This is a genomic window from Undibacterium cyanobacteriorum (assembly GCF_031326225.1).
GTDB classification, from domain to species: Bacteria; Pseudomonadota; Gammaproteobacteria; order Burkholderiales; family Burkholderiaceae_D; genus Undibacterium; species Undibacterium cyanobacteriorum.
Genome location: NZ_CP133720.1, coordinates 1,227,283 through 1,244,582 on the forward strand (window position 1 = coordinate 1,227,283; position 17,300 = coordinate 1,244,582).

The window sequence follows — 17,300 nt, forward strand, 5'->3', positions numbered from 1 at the left end:
TGTACGATTTTTGCTCGTTAAAATTGACAAAAAATGGCATGGAGAAATTTGAGTGACAAAAATTGGCAGCCAATGTGCCTGTTTTCGACAAATTTGTGCGCTAAGGGGATAATTGCCTTGTGTGTGTATAAAGGTTGGTAGTCCTGTGATACACAAATATTTCAATAGTGGAGGATAAAAAGTGAATAAAGCGTTGCTACGTTCGAAGTTGAAGGCGATGGGAGTACATTTACTCTGTTCTCTTCTTGTGGCGCTTTCCGTCGGCTATATAGTCTTTTTTTGGTGGTATCCCTATCCTTTCGGGTTCGCAAGTGGTGGCTTGCAGTTATTTTTGTTGGTAACCGGGGTTGATTTGGTCTTAGGCCCAATGCTGACCATGGTCGCATTTGATCCTCATAAACGTAAAGTTTTGATGGTCGGCGACTTTATCGTGATTGGTGTACTGCAGTTATGCGCCTTGGTGTATGGTGTGAATGCGGTATCAGACTCGCGTCCAGTCGCTGTGGTGTTTGAAATGAGTCGCTTTAGAGCCATTCGTGCTGGTGATTTAAGTCTTGAAGAACTCAAGAAAGCGAGCTCAGGTTTAGGTGAATTGTCTTGGACAGGCCCGAAATTGATTGGCACGCGCGTCCTTACCCATAAAGAGGAGCAGGATGCTTTGTTCATCGCCCTAGAGGGCCGTGATATCGGTATGCGCCCAGAGTTTTGGTCCCCTTACGAGAAAGAGCAGGCGCGCATCAAAGACATTGCGAAGAAGGTCGATCTACTGATTGAGCGTTACCCTGATGCGAAGTCTGAGCTCGAACAGATTGCTGCAAAAGCTGGTGTGAAGTTGCAGAACATTGGATTTTTCCCAGTCCTATCTAAACAAGGGATATTTACTTTGCTGATCAACAAAGAAAATGGTGCTTTTGTTGGATACATATTGCTCGATGGCTCTCTGTAGTGAGATGATACGAGCTTAATTTTGATCATCAGTGATCGTTGTTCATCAACATAGATCATTTTGATTTCAATAAAGAACAGACCGACTGATTGCGACGGTCTGTTTTTTTATGGGTCTCACAATCGAGAGGCAAAAATAGAAGTGTCACTATTGATACATCAATGTCGACGCATAAAAAATGGATGCCTCGCTTGTGTGATCTACCCTGTACTTTTTTTACATTGAGAGTTTTTGAGATGTTGCTTGTCACTCGCGCATCCTTGTCAATTGTCATTTTGGCGATCGGCATACTTGCTGCAAATTTGATTTCGTCGCATGTCCATCCGTTTCGGACCTTCTACAACGAATTGGCGATCGTCTGGGCCTTGCTATTGGCATGCGTAGTCGGTTTTTCGCAGTCGACGTGGAGCGCTAAAGTTGCTAAGCCGCGCTTGATTTATGGCCTGCTAGCTCTGCTTATGATGTTTGTGCTGCAGCTCTTGATGCAGCAGGTTCAAGTGCATCAAATCATCTACCCGTCGATGTTTATGGTATTGGGCATCCTGGCAATCTTTTTTGGGGCACGGTTTGGTGAGCAATCTCTACAAGGGCAGGCTCTCTGCACGGGTATTGCTATCGCCCATCTTGTTGCAGCCTTGGTTTCGGCAGGTATGGAGACCATACAAATTTTGGGGTGGGATTGGCGCCCATTTGTGATGTACATTCCGACGCAAGGTGTGAGTGGGGTACGGCCGTTCGCCAATATTGCGCAACCAAATCAGTTGGCTTTGCTTTTGTGTTTTGGTTTAGCGTCAATTTGGTGGTTGCGACAGCAGCGGAAATTGCATGGTGGGTTGGCATTCGTGTTCTCGGCCATTTTGATCTGGGGACTTGCGTTGACCCAGTCCCGAATTGCATGGATTATTTTGCCCCTATTTGGCCTGATGACAGGTTCTGGCTTCGTTGGACGGCAACGTGAATCGATTATCGCTATCTTGGGCTTGATTGTTTTATATGCTCTACTCGTGTTTAATCTACCGCAAATTTCGAGCTGGATTGGTTTTTCAAGTGGCTCCGTCATTGAGCGAATTGGTGGCCGCTCTGAACGAACGATCTTGGCGCAACAAGCTCTCGCGATGATTGCGTCTCATCCTTGGTTGGGGGTGGGGTGGTTTGGGTTTGGGCCCGCGCAGGTCGATATCGGTGGGCAGTTTACGCCGACGATTTATGCCGAGCATTCGCACAATCTTATGTTGAACTTCGCTGCTGAATTGGGATTGCCGTTTGCCGTGCTCTTTTTCGGCGCTCTCGCTGTGTGGCTGTGGCGGTCGTTTTCCAAACGGGCGATGCGGGACTTGCCTGAAATTGGATTTTTCCTGTTGTTTTTTTTCGCGGTTGGAGTGCATAGCATGGTGGAATTTCCACTGTGGTATGCCTTCGTCATGATTCCGCTGTTCATCTTGGCGGGCTTGGCCCATAGAATGGCGTGGCAGGGTGAGCCAGCGAATTTCTCGGCATCGTTCCTACAAAGAGGCGCTATACTTGGCCTGTTATTCAGTGCTTTTGTCGTGTTTGACTATCATCGCGTAGTGGACGGGTTTGCGGAATTTCGGAAAACGAGTGATTATCAAAAATTGGATGCGAAAAAAATTCGGCGTCCAGATTTTACTTTGATGCCGGACTATTACGCCTATTTCATCGTGATGCGTATGACGCCGCAAGCAGGCATGTCGGAAGATGAAATCTTATTTTTACGTGATACGAGTCGGCGCTTCGGCTATGTTCATGTGCTGAGTAAGTTAGCCGAGGTGTATGTGCTCAATGGAAGACCAGAACAGGCGATTGCTACGATGCGCACTTTGTCTCGCATTCATCCGTTTTACTACCCTGAGTATTATGATTATTGGCAGCAATTGGCAAAGCAAGATGTACGCTATGTGGAGGTTTTCAATAGCATGCCAAAAAGGGATTTCATGAATGATTAATCCTGGTGCGACGCATCTGCACTCGGAAATGATTTATCTTGCTCGTTTGTTTTGCTCGTTTATCTTGCTTATCTATCTTACTGATTTATCTTTTTTATTGACGCGTTTTATGGGAATGGAAAAGCCACATGTTTAAATGGTTTAATGCACAACAGGCCAAGGAATTTGCGAATCAACTTGCAGATTTGCTGATCGAGAAAATGCCTCGTGATAATGCCGGTAAAAGCGACAAGCTTGTCAAGAAACGCAGTGAAGTGATTGCGAGTATGTTGTGGAAAATTGATGAGTTTAAAAAGAATAATAAACTCAATTTGTACCAAAAGGCACAACTCGGTAATACGTTTAAATGGCGTTTACTCGAAGAAAAATTCGAGGCAGAATTCGTCAATGAAATGACGCACTTAGTGCTCACTAGCCTATAAGTGCTTTCGTCGTTCATGTTTAAGTTCTTACGCCAAATACTGAGTCCCGCTGATCCTTCATCTCATCCTCAACCGGTCGATGAAGGTGGCACAAGCAAGACACTTGCAGTGTCGACTGAGCAGCTTTATCAAGACGCCCAAACGAGCTTTGAACGCGGCGATACGGTATCGGCGCTTGAGAAGTTTCTCAAGGTGTTCAGTCAAGATCCTCAACACGTGCGCTCGGCGACGATGCTGGGTTTTCTTTACAGAGAACGAGGTAATCTGAGTCAGGCTAAGCACTATCTCACCAAGGCGCTCGAACTCGATGCGCAGTTGGCTGATGTGAACTATATGCTGGGTAGTATCGCGGCGCAGGAAAACCAAGCGGAACGAATGGTGGAATTGTTTCGTTGCTCTCTCGCCTTAGACCCACATCAGGAACATCTCTATCTTGAGTTTTCATTCGCACTATTCCAGCTTGGACGTGGCAGCGATTCGATTGAATTACTTGAGCGAGGTTTGCAAGAGTTTCCTCAACATCTCGGGATGTTGCAGTACCTTGGTAACATTCATCTACACCTACGTCATTACCAAGAAGCGCACGACGTTTATCTACAAGCGATTGCGCAGTTACCCACCTCAGTCGAATTGCGTTACAACTTGTCTGTCAGCTGCATGATTTTGGCTTTGTTTGACGAAGCTCTGGAGCATCTCTCTCACATTCAGTCACTGCAACCAGATCATGTGAATGCAAATTTTGAAGAGGGCATGTTGAGATTGCAGCGTGGTGAATTTGAACGTGGCTGGCGTCAATTTCAGTGGCGCTGGAAAACACCTGCTTTAGCTTCGATTCAATTCAAAACTGATAAGCCAATCTGGGATGGTAGTCAGGATCTGCAGGGTAAAACGATTTTGGTTCTGTCCGAGCAGGGCTTTGGTGACACTTTGCAATTTTGTCGCTTGATCCCAGTATTAAAGGAAAAAGGAGCCCGCGTTGTTTTCGTCGTACTACCTTTATTGATGGAGTTGATGCGACAGGTCCCAGGCGTCGATATTCTGTTGCGTAATGACGATCCTTTGCCACCGTTCGACTATTATTGCGAGCTCATGAGTTTGCCAGTGGGATTACATCTAACGACGGCAAACATCCCGAGTGCGCAATCCTATTTGAGTTGTCCTGCACCGAGTCTAGAAAAGTGGCGTGGCAGGGTTAAGCAACAAGGAATCGGACTTCGTATAGGTGTGGTGTGGTCGGGCAATCTTCATCATGTCAATAATCATATGCGCTCGATTCCGTTTGAGTCGATACGCGATCTTTTTGAGCTTCCGGCTCAATTCACTGTATTGCAGAAAGATCTAAGCGCCGAAGAAAGAGCCGTATTGGCAGAGTTGAAGCATGTGCATTTCTATGGTGATGAAGTGGGGGATTTCACCGATAGTGCGGCTTTGGTGGAATTGATGGATGTGATTGTGACCGTCGATACTTCCATCGCGCATCTAGCTGGAGCAATGGGTAAGCCGACGTGGGTCTTACTATCGTTCTTACCCGATTGGCGTTGGATGCTGAATAGCGACAAGAGCCCTTGGTATGATTCTGTGCGTTTGTTTAGGCAGGGCGTTTGGCGCCCTTGGCAAGAGACCATCACCGAGGTGAAAACCGCCTTAAAAGTGCTCATGGGAGCGAAGCACTGAGAGAAGCATTGAGTGAAGCACTGAGTAAAAAATTAAGCGGTGCACGCTCTGAGATGCTTCAGCGGGCGCTATCAGACTGAATGGTCGGCGTTGGCCCCTCAAATTTCCAATCACCCGACTTGCCACCGCGTTTTTCAGCCACATAGATTGAGTGCATGACCATGCTTTTATCGATGGCTTTGCACATGTCGTAAATGGTGAGGAGGCCTATTTGAACTGCGGTCAGTGCTTCCATCTCCACCCCAGTTTGTCCTTGTGTCTCGACTTGTGCAACGCAAGTCACACTGTGTGTGCTGTCATCGAGCTCAAAATCAACACGAACCCGTGTCAATGCGAGTGGGTGACAAAGTGGGATTAGATCACTTGTCTTCTTTGCGCCCATGATTGCCGCGATGCGGGCAATACCAAGAACGTCACCTTTCTTTGCCGTGCCGTTCTTAATCACATTTAATGTCTCACCTTGCATCTGAATCACGCCGCTGGCGATCGCGATGCGGTGAGTATTGGGTTTGCCACCGACATCCACCATGTGGGCCTGACCCTGTTGATCAAAGTGGGTCAATCCTGTTTCGGAAATGCTCGAATCTGTTGAACTGTTGGCCATGGCTTGAGTCATATCATCAAAAAAACAATTGTGCGGTAAGATAATGTCTAATTAAGATCCCAGTAGCAAAAAACATGGTCTGACGGCTTATAGTCGTGATGGGATGTGATCAGACCTCATTGACCTGTGATGATATCACCGTGAAAAAAGAATTTTCGAAATTTCGCTTTGTCTTGACCCAGCTCATGGGTGCCGTACTTTCGCTTGGCATCGTCGCGACGCAGCCGGCCCTGGCGCAGGGACAAAAATTGCCGAATCTAGGCGATACAGCACGCGCCGATTTGTCACCGATTATGGAACGAAAATTAGGTGAGCAAGTGATGGTGTCGGTTCGACGCGATCCTGACTACATGGAAGACGGCCCGATCTCAGAATATCTCACTAAGCTGGGCAATAGTTTGCTCGACAAACGGCCCGATGCACGCGGTGAGGAAAATTATGATTTCGAATTTTTCGCAGTGCGCGACCCTGTGCTCAATGCGTTTGCTTTTCCTGGAGGCTTTATTGGTTTTCATTCGGGGCTGCTACTGGCAGCGCAATCCGAATCAGAGTTAGCCTCGGTCATGGGGCATGAAATTGGACATGTCTCGCAACGTCACGTGGCCCGTATGATTGGCCAACAGAAGCAGGACGTATTGATCCCCTTGGCAGCGATTTTGCTGGCAGCTTTAGCTGCGAAATCGAGTCCCGATGCGGCGATGGCGATGGTTGTCGGCGGGCAGGGATTAAGCATACAACGTCAATTGAGCTTCAGTCGTGATGCGGAGCGCGAGGCTGACCGCATCGGTTTTCAGATTTTGAAAGATGGCGGCTTTGATACTTCGGGCATGTTTGCATTCTTCGGACGCATGCAGCACGCTTCGAGAAATTATAGTGATAATGGATTAGCTTATTTGCGCAGCCATCCTTTAACCACTGAGCGTATGGCTGATATTCAAGGGCGCCTCTTCGGTGAGCGCTATAAACAACGTGTCGATGGACTTGATTTCTTTTTGATGCAAGCGCGCGTGCGCGTTTTGCAGGACATGAAAGGTCAAGGGCTGATCGATGCGAAAACGATTTTTGAAAATCAAATTAAGAATGGCAATGAGGAGTCACGCTTAGCGGGCCGCTATGGCTTAGCGTTTATTGCCTACAAAAAGGCCGAATATAAACAAGCTGAGTCGTTGTTAAACGAATTAGTGAAAGATATCGAGGCGAGCCCGAAACAAAAAAAATGGCTGAAAGAAACCAGCTCTTTTGCCAGTCTCGCCATCGATGTTGACCTCGGTGCCGGTCGAATTGAACAGGCTTTGAGTAAAGCCAAGGCAGCTTTGCGCGATCTGCCGCTAGCACGCGGCATGGTGTATCAATACGCTGAAGTGCTGATCGCTGCGAAACAATACCAAGAAGTTGAAAATTTTTTGCGCGACCAAATTTCTCTGTATCGCCGCGATGCACGTTTGCAGCATGAATTGGCCAAGGCCTATGCGGCGCAGGGCAAAGAGGCTTTGCAGCACATCGCTTTGGCTGAGGCCTATGTGATCGAAGGTGCCGTGCCTGGCGCTCTGCAGCAATTAGAAATCGCGCGCGCGGCGAAGGACGTGAAGTACTATGATTTGTCGGTGATCGACGCTTATGAACGTGAATGGAAAGAACGCTATAAAGAAGAGATCGAGGCTGAGAAGAAACGTGGTGATCGTGGTTCGAATTTGAGTTTTCAGTTTTCGACGCACGGCTCGGATGCCGCTGGCGGCATCGGCACAAACTTTAGTTCGAGTTCACGTTCAAGCTCAGGTTTAGACTCCAACCCAAGTGATGCGATCGGCACTTCAAGCAAGACAAAGAAGCGCAATAGCGAGCAACGTCAACCGAGTATCGATCAATCGACTTGGCCGCTTTGTTCTGGGCGCGCCTGCGCTTGGTAAGCAAGTTCTTGCATCAAAGCTGGCAAGCCACTCAGGTGTAAAGGCACACGCTCTCCTTGCCACAGGAGTTCGACCTGATGTTTTTGCAGAAAAGCATCAGCAGCGTCAAAGAGCGCATTCAACTGTTCGTCTTGTGCTTTGTTGCCATCGACTAAGAGCAAGTCCAGTGTTTGACTGAGATCTCGATCGTCGATTTGCGCCAAAATTTTCTCATGCCTTAGCACTAGATTTCCATCATCGAGCAAATACAAACAATGCGGTGCCTTCAACAATTGTCCGGTATGGAGGCGCCACTCTTGGCTCGGCAACAGTTGCGCAATGTAAGGAGCGCAGTCGAGATCGACATAGACTTTTTGCGGGCCATTCTGAAAATACCAACGACCTTCGGCATCCACGTCGTAGTTACGGTTGATGAACTGTTGTAGGGCGAGATTACGAATCGGGTCGCCTGGTAAGTTGAGAGCCTGCGCTCGTTCATCGCGCATGCGCCATTGACCACGCGCGTCGAGCGCTAACCAGCCATAGCAGTGCGGCACTTTTGGCCACCTGGCCATGGCGAGTTTAACGATTTCATCCATGTTGTTCTAAGTGCTGCATGATGCGTTGCGGCAGCCAAGTCAGGCGGCCAGGGAAGGGGCCTTGGGCAAAGCCAACGTGACCACCATGCTCTGGATATTCCAGTTGCACGGACACAGACTGACAGCTTGGTAAAAAGCGGGCTGGCAAGAAGGGATCGTTTTTTGCATTCAAAATCAAGGTCGGAACGCGAATATCATCGATGACCAAGCGTGCGCTGGCACGATGCCAATAGTCTTGCACGTCGCGATAGCCATGGACCGGGGCGGTGACGACATTATCGAACTCAAACAAGTTGCGCGCACTGAGCATTTTGTCTTTGTCGAAGAGTCCCGGGAATTGGCTCAATTTAGCAAGACATTTGGGTTTGAGTGTCTGCAAAAATTTTTGTGTGTAGACCCAATTAAATCCACGCGACAAAGTTGCACCGCTATTGGTCAAGTCGAGTGGTGCGGAAACCGCCACCGCTGCATCGACGATGTTTGCACTTTGTTGGGATTCGCCTAGCCAACGTAGTAAGGCGTTGCCGCCCAAAGAGACGCCTGCAGCATAGAACTTAGCTTGCGGGTGGCGTGCTTTCCAGTCTAATTGCAGTCGTCGTAAAATCCAGTTGATCTCAGCGGAATCGCCGGAATGATAAAAGCGTGGTGCTAGATTGGGCTCACCGGAGCAACCACGGAAATGCGGAATCACGCCAGACCAACCGCGAGCGCGCACCGCGTCCATCGTCGCCCGTGCATAGTGACTATCGCTCGATCCTTCTAAGCCGTGAAATAGCACCAAGAAAGGTTTGCCCACTTCGCCATCAATGAAGTCGAGATCAATGAAATCATTGTCGGGTGTATGCCAGCGCTCGCGTCTAAACTCGAGCGCAGGCTTCTTCATAAACAGGGCTGGAATGATGGTTTGTAGATGGCCACCAGGCAGCCAGAAAGGTGAAGAGTAATGCATGTGCTCGAGTGAATTAATGCAGCACGCCGGTTTTAAAAAGGTCGGGCGGTGCTTTGCCAGCGGCGACAGACGCATGATGGGTCACGATACGCCAGCCTTTGGCTGTTTTGACGTAGACATTGGTCGCAATGATGTGGACATCTTCGGCAGCTTCAACGCCACCGTGGAAGGTTTCGATCACGCTGTGTACCGCACTCATCAGGTTGTGGTAAGCGTGGAGTTGCGTGGTGTGAATATGCACGCTGCCATTCTCGAAAATGCCTTCCCACGAGGCGCGAATTTCCGCATGTCCGATCAGACGTGGCGCATTCGGATGCACGCAGACGATCTCGTCATCGTCTGCCCACAATGCCATCAAGGCTTCGATGTCGCCGCGTGAGATCGCATCATAGAAAGCGACTTCAAGATCGTCCGCCGTACCGTTGAACTGTTTTTTTGCAGGCATACTTTGTCGATGTGAAAGCGAAACCGTCGTGCTGTCATTGGGTGAAAGCCGCAGTCCCGCTATGTAAGTAGCGAAGTACCAGAGTCTCAGATTTTTGGCATCTCAGGTATAGCGGAAGGGATTAATGACCCTTGATTACGGTACCTGGCGCCAAAGTATAAGTCGTGCCGCAGTAAGAGCAAGTGGCGCTACCACCATGTGAAAGATCCAAATACACGCGTGGATGAGAAGACCACAACGGCATTGCAGGGTTAGGGCAATGGGCAGGTAGGTCTTTAGCTTGCAATTCAACTGGGGCAGTACTTGGTTTGTTTGACATCATATTCTCCGGTGTTTTCCGAATTCAGCTCAGGTTGCGTGGTCATGTGACGCCATCCTAACTAGTTGACTAGAGCCTGTTCGAATGGACCCAGACCGCATTTTTCGGAGTATTGCGAATGTACAGAAAGATTGCCGAATTTTAACGGATTCCATGACGCTTGAGTGAATCTGATGTAATCGTTTCAAGCGTAGGCGTGGTGTTTGCGTTCGATGTGGCATCACAATCGGAGGCCCAAACCTGAGCTTATTTCCCTGCGAATGCGGCAGTCCAGCTCATAAAGCCTTACAATAGAGCAAGTTTGTTGAGATGTGAAGTGTGGGGCTTACACACATTGACCATCTCTTATCTTGGTTCCCTAGGAATTTTTCTATGTGGGCTTCGTCCCCTCTGATGGTATTGGCATGAAATTCATTGCTTGGCACTCTCCCGCATTTAAAGAGGGCGTACGTTTGAGTATGCCGTCTCAATTCGGCATGGCCGCTTGGGGTTTGGTGGTCGGCGTTGCCATGATTAAAGCGGGCATGACTTTGCCGCAAGCATTGGGTATGACTTTGCTGGTGTTTGCCGGATCTGCGCAATTGGCGGCATTGCCCTTGATGGCAGTGCAAGCGCCGATTTGGGTGATCTTCGTGACTGCTTTGATCGTTAATCTACGCTTTTTGATTATGTCGGCCTTGATTGCGCCGCGCTTTGCGCATTTGCACTGGTTTAAGCGCTTGGTGCTTGGTTTTTTCAGTGGCGATATCACGGTAGCGCTGTTTATGAATCGTTATCCCGACATGTGGCAAAACACGACACAAGAGATCGAGCAACGCGAATTCTTAAAGGGCTTGGTAGTGCCGAACTGGTTGAATTGGCAGGCGGCCTCGATTGTCGGTATTTTGCTAGGGAGTCAGATTCCTACGCACTGGGGCCTTGGTTTTGCGGGAACTCTGGCGATTTTATGTGTGATGGTGCCTCTGGTGCAGAACCGCGCTGCAATCGGCGGTGTGGTTTTGGCAAGTGTGGTCGGAATCTTGAGTTTTCAATGGCCTTACAAACTCGGCTTGTTAATGGCGGTGGTCTTAGGCATGGGGTTTGCCATGTTCCTCGAAGAGTATTTTGAACGTCGTGATGGTTTGGCCGCAGCGATCACTAACGATGCAAAGCGTACTAATGATGCAGAGCTTACTAATGACGCCAAGGGAGACGGAAATGAGTGATCTCGATATTTGGCTTGTAATCATTTTTTTAACAGTTGCGACTGTCATTGACCGTAGTGCTTTTTGGTTGGTAGGCCATCACATCCAATTGCCTAAGCGAGTGCAAGAGGCCTTGCGATACGCACCAGCCTGTGCCTTGGCTGCGATTATTGTGCCGGATATGTTCGTGAATGGTAATCAAATTGATTTTAGTTTGGACAATCCCAAGTGTTTGGCGGGTATCGTGGCGACCATTTTCTTCATTTGGCGTCGCAGCATGTTAACGACAATTGTGCTTGGAATGGCGACTTATACGGGATTAAGGCTGTATTTTCCTGCTTAGTTTTGTTATTTTGGTATTTTGAGACCTTCGGCGCGAATGAACCAACCCTTTATTGATGTCCGTCCCTTGGTGTATTCGGTCGCACCTTCATCGTGTTTCAACAGTCTTCAAAGAGTTCTCACTACATTCGTATTGGCGGGCATGGTAAAGCCGCTTCGATTTCGTATTTGTTCTCTCATTCCCGTGGAGGCGGGAATCTAGTGGCTCACTTTTGGCTCTGTTGTGGCTTTGTTGTGGCTCTATTGGTCATAGGTGCTTGATCTATTTCATCGCAAAATAGACGTCTATGTCGCACGGACTTAACTAAATGCCATGATCGATGACGCCCTAGTTTCTGATAAAAAACGCTGAAACTACCCTCACTGTTTGGTAAAATGCTGGGTTTACAGAAAATTGCCCGTGCCACTCAAAAAGTAAGCTTCGGCGTTTCTCAGCGTCTGCGGATATTCCCGCAGTGCCAGCAGTAAAGACTTTCCGTGTAGTGGTTTTTTGCCTTTTAGTTTTGTCGAGCGACAAGCGCAGATAGCGCGCATGGCTCAATCGGCAATGATCATTACGAACGAGTTCGAATCCTCCATCATTTACGGTCATAAACATGCAATTTAATCGTCTGAGCGATCTGATCGCAGCTAATCAACTTCAAGGTCAACGTGTTTTTATTCGTGCTGATTTAAACGTGCCACAAGATGACGCAGGCAATATCACTGAAGATACACGTGTTCGCGCTTCAATTCCTGCGATTCAACAAGCCTTGCAAGCAGGCGCTGCGGTCATGGTGACATCGCATTTGGGTCGTCCGACTGAAGGTGAATTTAAAGCAGAAGATTCCCTGGCACCAGTGGCGAAACGTTTGTCTGAATTATTGGGTGTGAGCGTCGAGTTGATACAAAATTGGGTCGATGGCGTTGATGTCGCACCTGGTCAAGTGGTCTTGCTCGAGAACTGCCGTGTCAATAAAGGCGAAAAGAAAAACGATGATGGCCTGGCGCAGAAAATGGCTGCATTGTGCGACATCTATGTCAATGATGCATTCGGTACCGCACACCGTGCGGAAGCAACCACGCATGGCATCGCGAAGTACGCCAAAGTAGTATGCGCAGGTCCTTTGTTGTCCGCTGAATTAGATGCCTTGGGTAAGGCCTTGGGTCAACCAGCGCGCCCTTTGTCGGCGATTGTCGCGGGCTCTAAAGTTTCCAGTAAATTGACGATTCTGAAATCCTTGGCTGAGAAAGTGGATCAATTGATCGTTGGTGGCGGTATCGCGAATACCTTCATGTTGGCAGCCGGTTTGAAGATTGGTAAATCCTTGGCTGAGCCAGATTTGGTGGCAGAAGCGAAAGCCATTATGGACATGATGTCTGCTCGTGGTGCGACGGTGCCGATTCCAACTGACGTCGTGTGTGCTAAAGAATTCTCATCGAGCGCGGTCGCTACCGTTAAAGCGGTCGCCGATGTGGCTGATGATGACATGATTTTGGATATTGGCCCGCAAACAGCGGCTGCCTTGGCAACGCAAATTCGCCAAGCTGGAACCATCGTGTGGAATGGCCCAGTGGGTGTGTTTGAATTCGACCAATTCGGTAACGGCACCAAAGTGCTGGCAGAATCTATTGCAGAGTCGAACGGCTTCTCCATCGCAGGCGGTGGCGATACGTTGGCAGCGATTGCGAAATACCAAATTACCGACAAGATCGGTTATATCTCCACAGGCGGCGGTGCTTTCCTTGAATTCTTGGAAGGTAAGACATTGCCAGCGGTTGAGATTTTGTTGCAAAGAGCGGCAGCATAGGTGCAGGTGTAGTTCTCAACGTCGAAAAAAGAAAGTCCAAACCCCAACGTTGAGGGCTTGCAAGAAAGATTTCCAGTTTTAAGCAAGACCTTGTGAAATTCATCCCTTAGGAGATTCAATGTTACGCGGAACCAAAATTGTAGCGACGATAGGCCCAGCATCGAGTGATCTAGACACCTTGGTCAAGATGTTGAAGGCTGGTGTGAATGTAGTACGTTTGAATTTCTCGCACGGCAAAGCACAAGACCATATCGATCGCGCAAATTTGGTGCGTCAAGCGGCTGCGCAATGTGGTTTCGAAGTCGCCATCATGGCCGACATGCAAGGTCCGAAGATTCGTATTGGCAAATTCGAAAACAGCAAGATCGAATTGGCCAAGGGCGATCGTTTCATTCTCGACGCTGATTGCCCCTTGGGTAATCAAGAACGCGTTGGCTTGGATTACAAAAATTTGCCACGTGATGTCAAGAAAGATGACGTTCTTTTGCTCAATGATGGTTTGATCGTTTTGATCGTTGAAAAAGTGGTCGGCAACGAGATCCACACGATTACGAAAATTGGTGGCGAACTGTCCAATAACAAAGGGATCAATCGTCAAGGTGGTGGTTTGACAGCTCCTGCGCTGACGGCAAAAGACATGGAAGACATCAAAACGGCGATGTCTTTTCAAGCCGATTATTTGGCGATTTCGTTCCCGAAAAATGCGACGGATATGGAAATGGCGCGCCAGTTAGCGAATATCGCCGGCGAGCCATATGGTCACAAGCCGATGCTGATCGCAAAGATCGAACGTGCGGAAGCGATCCCCGCCTTGCAAGAAATTTTGGATGCTTCTGATGGCATCATGGTGGCACGTGGTGATTTGGCGGTAGAAGTTGGAAATGCGGCGGTGCCGGCTTTGCAAAAGCATATGATCAAAGTGGCGCGTGATTCCAATAAATTGGCGATCACGGCGACGCAAATGATGGAGTCCATGATCGTCAACGCCGTACCAACGCGCGCTGAAGTGTCGGACGTGGCAAATGCAGTGTTGGATGGTACTGATGCAGTGATGTTGTCGGCTGAAACGGCCTCTGGTAAGTACCCGATTGAAACCGTGGAGACGATGGCTGCCATTTGCGTCGAAGCAGAGAAATTCCAAGAGTGCAAACTGGATGCCGACTTCTTGAATTTGCAATTCACGCGTATCGATCAATCGATCGCTTATGGTGCGCTGTTCACGGCCCACCATTTACGCGTACAAGCGATTGCTGCCTTAACTGAGTCTGGTTCTACTGCCTTGTGGATGAGCCGCCAAAGTATTGATGTACCTTTGTTTGCCTTGACACCGAGTGTCGCAACGCAACGCAAAGCAGCCTTATATCGTAATGTTCAAACCTTTAATTTGCCTTACTCCGCTGATCGCGATTTCGCTTTGAAAGAAGCTGAAAAATTGTTGATCGCAAAAGGCGCCGTGAAGAAGGGCGACCTGATCGTGGCGACTTGGGGTGAGCAGATGGGGAAGGTAGGGGGGACCAATGCAATGCGTATCGTGAAGGTCGGCGAATAGTGAGATCTCAATAAATCCAATTGTAGGGCGCATCGCGTCGTTGCAAATACTCGCAATACTGACGTATTGCTCCGTTTTGCGCCTAGCGCTGCATCCCTAAAATTGAATTTCTAGAGACCTCGCAAGTTAAATAGAATTTCGAATAAGGTTCGAAGTCAGTAAGGTCTGAAAGCCACAAGCTCGTTGAGGCGTTGAGTAAGCGTAGCGAGCGGGTAAAGTTTGGATTGAGAAGCACAGCTGTACTTGAGTACAGCGAGCATCGCAAATTCAAAATCTACCCGCGCAGTAGCTTAATCAATACCTCAAAAAAGATTTTTTTATTTGCGGAGTTAAAAACTATGTCTCTCGTATCAATGCGTCAATTGTTGGACCATGCAGCTGAAAATGGCTATGGTATTCCAGCGTTTAATGTCAATAACTTGGAACAAGTTACAGCGATTATGGAAGCGGCCAATGAAGTTGGTGCTCCTGTGATTATGCAAGCATCGGCGGGTGCGCGTAAGTATGCTGGTGAAGCGTTTTTGCGTCATTTGATTTCTGCGGCAGTGGAAGCTTACCCACATATCCCTGTGGTCATGCATCAAGATCATGGCCAGTCGCCAGCGGTTTGTATGGCAGCGATTAAATCCGGTTTCACTTCGGTGATGATGGATGGTTCCTTGATGGAAGATGGTAAGTCAGTCGCGAGTTACGACTACAACGTTGCGGTTTCCAAGGAAGTCGTGAAGTTTTCGCACGCGATTGGTGTAACGGTTGAGGCAGAGTTGGGCGTGCTCGGTTCTTTGGAAACCATGATGGGCGACAAAGAAGATGGTCACGGTGCTGACGGCAAAATGACACGTGAACAATTGTTGACCGACGTTGATCAAGCGGCTGATTTCGTTAAACAAACACAATGCGACGCTTTGGCGATTGCGATCGGTACTTCCCACGGCGCCTACAAATTCTCGCGTAAGCCAACCGGCGATATCTTGGCGATTGATCGCATTAAAGAAATCCATACGCGTATTCCAAACACGCATTTGGTGATGCACGGTTCTTCTTCTGTGCCACAAGAACTCTTGGCTGAAATTCGCCAATTCGGTGGTGACATGAAAGAAACCTACGGTGTGCCAGTGGAAGAAATCGTGATTGGTATTCAAAACGGTGTGCGTAAGATCAATATCGACACCGATATTCGTTTGGCGATGACAGCAGCGATCCGTCGCTACATGTTTGAGAATCCAAGCAAGTTTGATCCACGTGATTATTTGAAGCCAGCACGTGAAGCGGCAAAACAAGTATGTAAAGCACGTTTCTTGGCATTCGGTTGCGAAGGTCAAGCAGCGAAGATCAAGCCAATCACTTTGGAAAAAATTGCTGAACAATATAAATCCGGTGCTTTGGCACAGTTGGTGAAGTAAGAACGGCACGAGCGTTTGGCGCGATGAAGACGATAAGTTTTGCGTGCCATTTGCTGAAACGGTAAATAGCGTCATGCCGGACTTGATCCGGCATCCATGTTTGAAGTGTCGTGCATGTTAATAAATAAAATGGATACCGGGTCAAGCCCGGTATGACGATGATCTGAAATGAGTAATTCTTGATTCTTGTTTTCATGGCTTACCAGGCGAAGAACAAGAAAAAGTTTAGGGTAGTTGTTATGCCCATCAGGGAGTTTCAAACGTGATTCGAATCATTCGGATTGCCGATGAATCTCCCTTCAGTATTTTTTTGAGACCACATTATGACTACGCAAATTAACTCTACTTTACATTCGCTACCACTCTTAGGTCGTGGCAAAGTCCGTGATAACTACGCTGTTGGCGAAGATAAGTTGTTGATCGTGACTAGTGATCGCTTGTCGGCTTTCGACGTGATCATGAACGAACCGATTCCGGACAAAGGTCGCGTGTTGAATCAGATGGCGAATTTCTGGTTCGAAAAATTGGGTCATGTGGTCCCGAATCATTTGACTGGTATCGCTCCTGAATCTGTGGTTGCTGCAGATGAAGTTGAGCAAGTACGTGGTCGTGCAGTGGTGGCGAAACGCCTCAAACCAATTATGGTGGAAGCGGTGGTGCGTGGTTATATCATCGGCTCTGGTTGGAAAGATTATCAAGAAACCGGTGCGATTTGCGGCATTCAATTGCCAGCAGGTTTGCCACAAGCGGCGAAGTTGGAAACGCCGATTTTCACACCAGCTGCGAAGGCTGAAATGGGCGAGCACGATGAAAACATCAGCTTCGCCGAAATGGAAAAACGTATTGGCGCTGAATTGGCGGCGAAGATGCGTGACATCAGTATTCAGTTGTACACCGAAGCAGCAAATTATGCAGCGACACGTGGCATCATCATCGCTGACACAAAGTTTGAATTTGGTCTCGATGAGAATGGCGTATTGCATTTGATGGATGAAGTATTGACTGCCGACTCTTCACGCTTCTGGCCTGCAGATTCGTATGCAACTGGCATTTCCCCACCATCTTTCGATAAGCAATTTGTGCGTGATTACCTCGAAACAATCACCACTTGGAACAAGACTGCACCAGCGCCAACTTTGCCAGATGAAGTCGTGCAGAAAACGGCAGCGAAATATCGCGAAGCTTTGGAACGCCTGACCGGTGAAACCTTAAAAGCATAATTGG

At 48.3% G+C, this 17,300-nt stretch carries 16 protein-coding genes; 11 read left to right on the top strand and 5 right to left on the bottom strand.

Going from position 1 to position 17,300, the window contains the following annotated elements:
- The first annotated feature begins 181 nt into the window (after positions 1-181).
- From tfpZ to RF679_RS05075, 4 genes are all read left to right on the top strand, one after another.
- Positions 182-946: a TfpX/TfpZ family type IV pilin accessory protein gene (tfpZ, locus tag RF679_RS05060; RefSeq protein ID WP_309483127.1), complete on the top strand. Its 765-nt coding sequence runs from the start codon at positions 182-184 to the stop codon at positions 944-946.
- Between the two features lie 236 nt (positions 947-1,182).
- Positions 1,183-2,910 (top strand): PglL family O-oligosaccharyltransferase, encoded by a 1,728-nt coding sequence (locus RF679_RS05065; RefSeq protein ID WP_309483128.1) that lies wholly within the window; start codon positions 1,183-1,185, stop codon positions 2,908-2,910.
- 128 nt (positions 2,911-3,038) lie between these two features.
- A complete protein-coding gene (locus RF679_RS05070; protein WP_309483129.1) occupies positions 3,039-3,332 on the top strand; it encodes a hypothetical protein in 294 nt (97 codons plus the stop codon).
- A 15-nt stretch (positions 3,333-3,347) separates the two neighbouring features.
- Positions 3,348-5,006: a tetratricopeptide repeat protein gene (locus RF679_RS05075; protein ID WP_309483130.1), complete on the top strand. Its 1,659-nt coding sequence runs from the start codon at positions 3,348-3,350 to the stop codon at positions 5,004-5,006.
- A 58-nt stretch (positions 5,007-5,064) separates the two neighbouring features.
- On the opposite strand, the gene moaC is transcribed toward RF679_RS05075, so the two are convergent.
- On the bottom strand, positions 5,065-5,610 hold the full coding sequence (gene moaC / locus RF679_RS05080; RefSeq protein WP_309483131.1) for a cyclic pyranopterin monophosphate synthase MoaC: 546 nt from the start codon (positions 5,608-5,610) through the stop codon (positions 5,065-5,067).
- Positions 5,611-5,750: 140 nt separating this feature from the next.
- Between moaC and RF679_RS05085 the strand changes: the two genes are divergently transcribed.
- Positions 5,751-7,517 (top strand): M48 family metalloprotease, encoded by a 1,767-nt coding sequence (locus tag RF679_RS05085; RefSeq protein WP_309483132.1) that lies wholly within the window; start codon positions 5,751-5,753, stop codon positions 7,515-7,517.
- On the opposite strand, the gene RF679_RS05090 is transcribed toward RF679_RS05085, so the two are convergent.
- The 4 genes from RF679_RS05090 to RF679_RS05105 form a co-directional block, all read right to left on the bottom strand.
- Positions 7,472-8,095, bottom strand: coding sequence for a DUF2946 family protein (locus tag RF679_RS05090; protein ID WP_309483133.1), 624 nt, complete (start codon positions 8,093-8,095; stop codon positions 7,472-7,474). The genes RF679_RS05085 and RF679_RS05090 overlap by 46 nt on opposite strands.
- Entirely contained in the window at positions 8,088-9,044 is a 957-nt protein-coding gene (locus RF679_RS05095; RefSeq protein ID WP_309483134.1) for a hydrolase, read from the bottom strand. Before RF679_RS05095 ends, RF679_RS05090 begins: the two co-directional genes overlap by 8 nt.
- A 13-nt stretch (positions 9,045-9,057) precedes the next feature.
- A complete protein-coding gene (locus RF679_RS05100; RefSeq protein ID WP_309483135.1) occupies positions 9,058-9,489 on the bottom strand; it encodes a YybH family protein in 432 nt (143 codons plus the stop codon).
- Between the two features lie 121 nt (positions 9,490-9,610).
- Positions 9,611-9,808, bottom strand: coding sequence for a zinc-finger domain-containing protein (locus RF679_RS05105; protein ID WP_309483972.1), 198 nt, complete (start codon positions 9,806-9,808; stop codon positions 9,611-9,613).
- A 404-nt stretch (positions 9,809-10,212) separates the two neighbouring features.
- Here RF679_RS05105 and RF679_RS05110 point away from each other — a divergent pair, with 404 nt between their 5' ends.
- The 6 genes from RF679_RS05110 (at position 10,213) to RF679_RS05135 (ending at position 17,296) form a co-directional block, all read left to right on the top strand.
- On the top strand, positions 10,213-11,013 hold the full coding sequence (locus tag RF679_RS05110; RefSeq protein ID WP_309483136.1) for an AzlC family ABC transporter permease: 801 nt from the start codon (positions 10,213-10,215) through the stop codon (positions 11,011-11,013).
- Complete coding sequence (locus tag RF679_RS05115; protein ID WP_309483137.1) at positions 11,006-11,335, top strand: AzlD domain-containing protein; 330 nt, start codon at positions 11,006-11,008, stop codon at positions 11,333-11,335. The genes RF679_RS05110 and RF679_RS05115 overlap by 8 nt, the downstream gene beginning before the upstream one ends.
- Before the next feature lie 595 nt (positions 11,336-11,930).
- On the top strand, positions 11,931-13,124 hold the full coding sequence (locus RF679_RS05120; RefSeq protein WP_309483138.1) for a phosphoglycerate kinase: 1,194 nt from the start codon (positions 11,931-11,933) through the stop codon (positions 13,122-13,124).
- A 118-nt stretch (positions 13,125-13,242) separates the two neighbouring features.
- The gene (pyk, locus tag RF679_RS05125; RefSeq protein WP_309483139.1) at positions 13,243-14,673 is read left to right on the top strand and encodes a pyruvate kinase; all 1,431 of its coding nucleotides are present in this window, start codon (positions 13,243-13,245) and stop codon (positions 14,671-14,673) included.
- 338 nt (positions 14,674-15,011) lie between these two features.
- Positions 15,012-16,076, top strand: coding sequence for a class II fructose-bisphosphate aldolase (gene fba, locus RF679_RS05130; protein WP_309483140.1), 1,065 nt, complete (start codon positions 15,012-15,014; stop codon positions 16,074-16,076).
- Between the two features lie 323 nt (positions 16,077-16,399).
- Complete coding sequence (locus tag RF679_RS05135; protein ID WP_309483141.1) at positions 16,400-17,296, top strand: phosphoribosylaminoimidazolesuccinocarboxamide synthase; 897 nt, start codon at positions 16,400-16,402, stop codon at positions 17,294-17,296.
- The last annotated feature ends 4 nt before the right edge of the window (positions 17,297-17,300 follow it).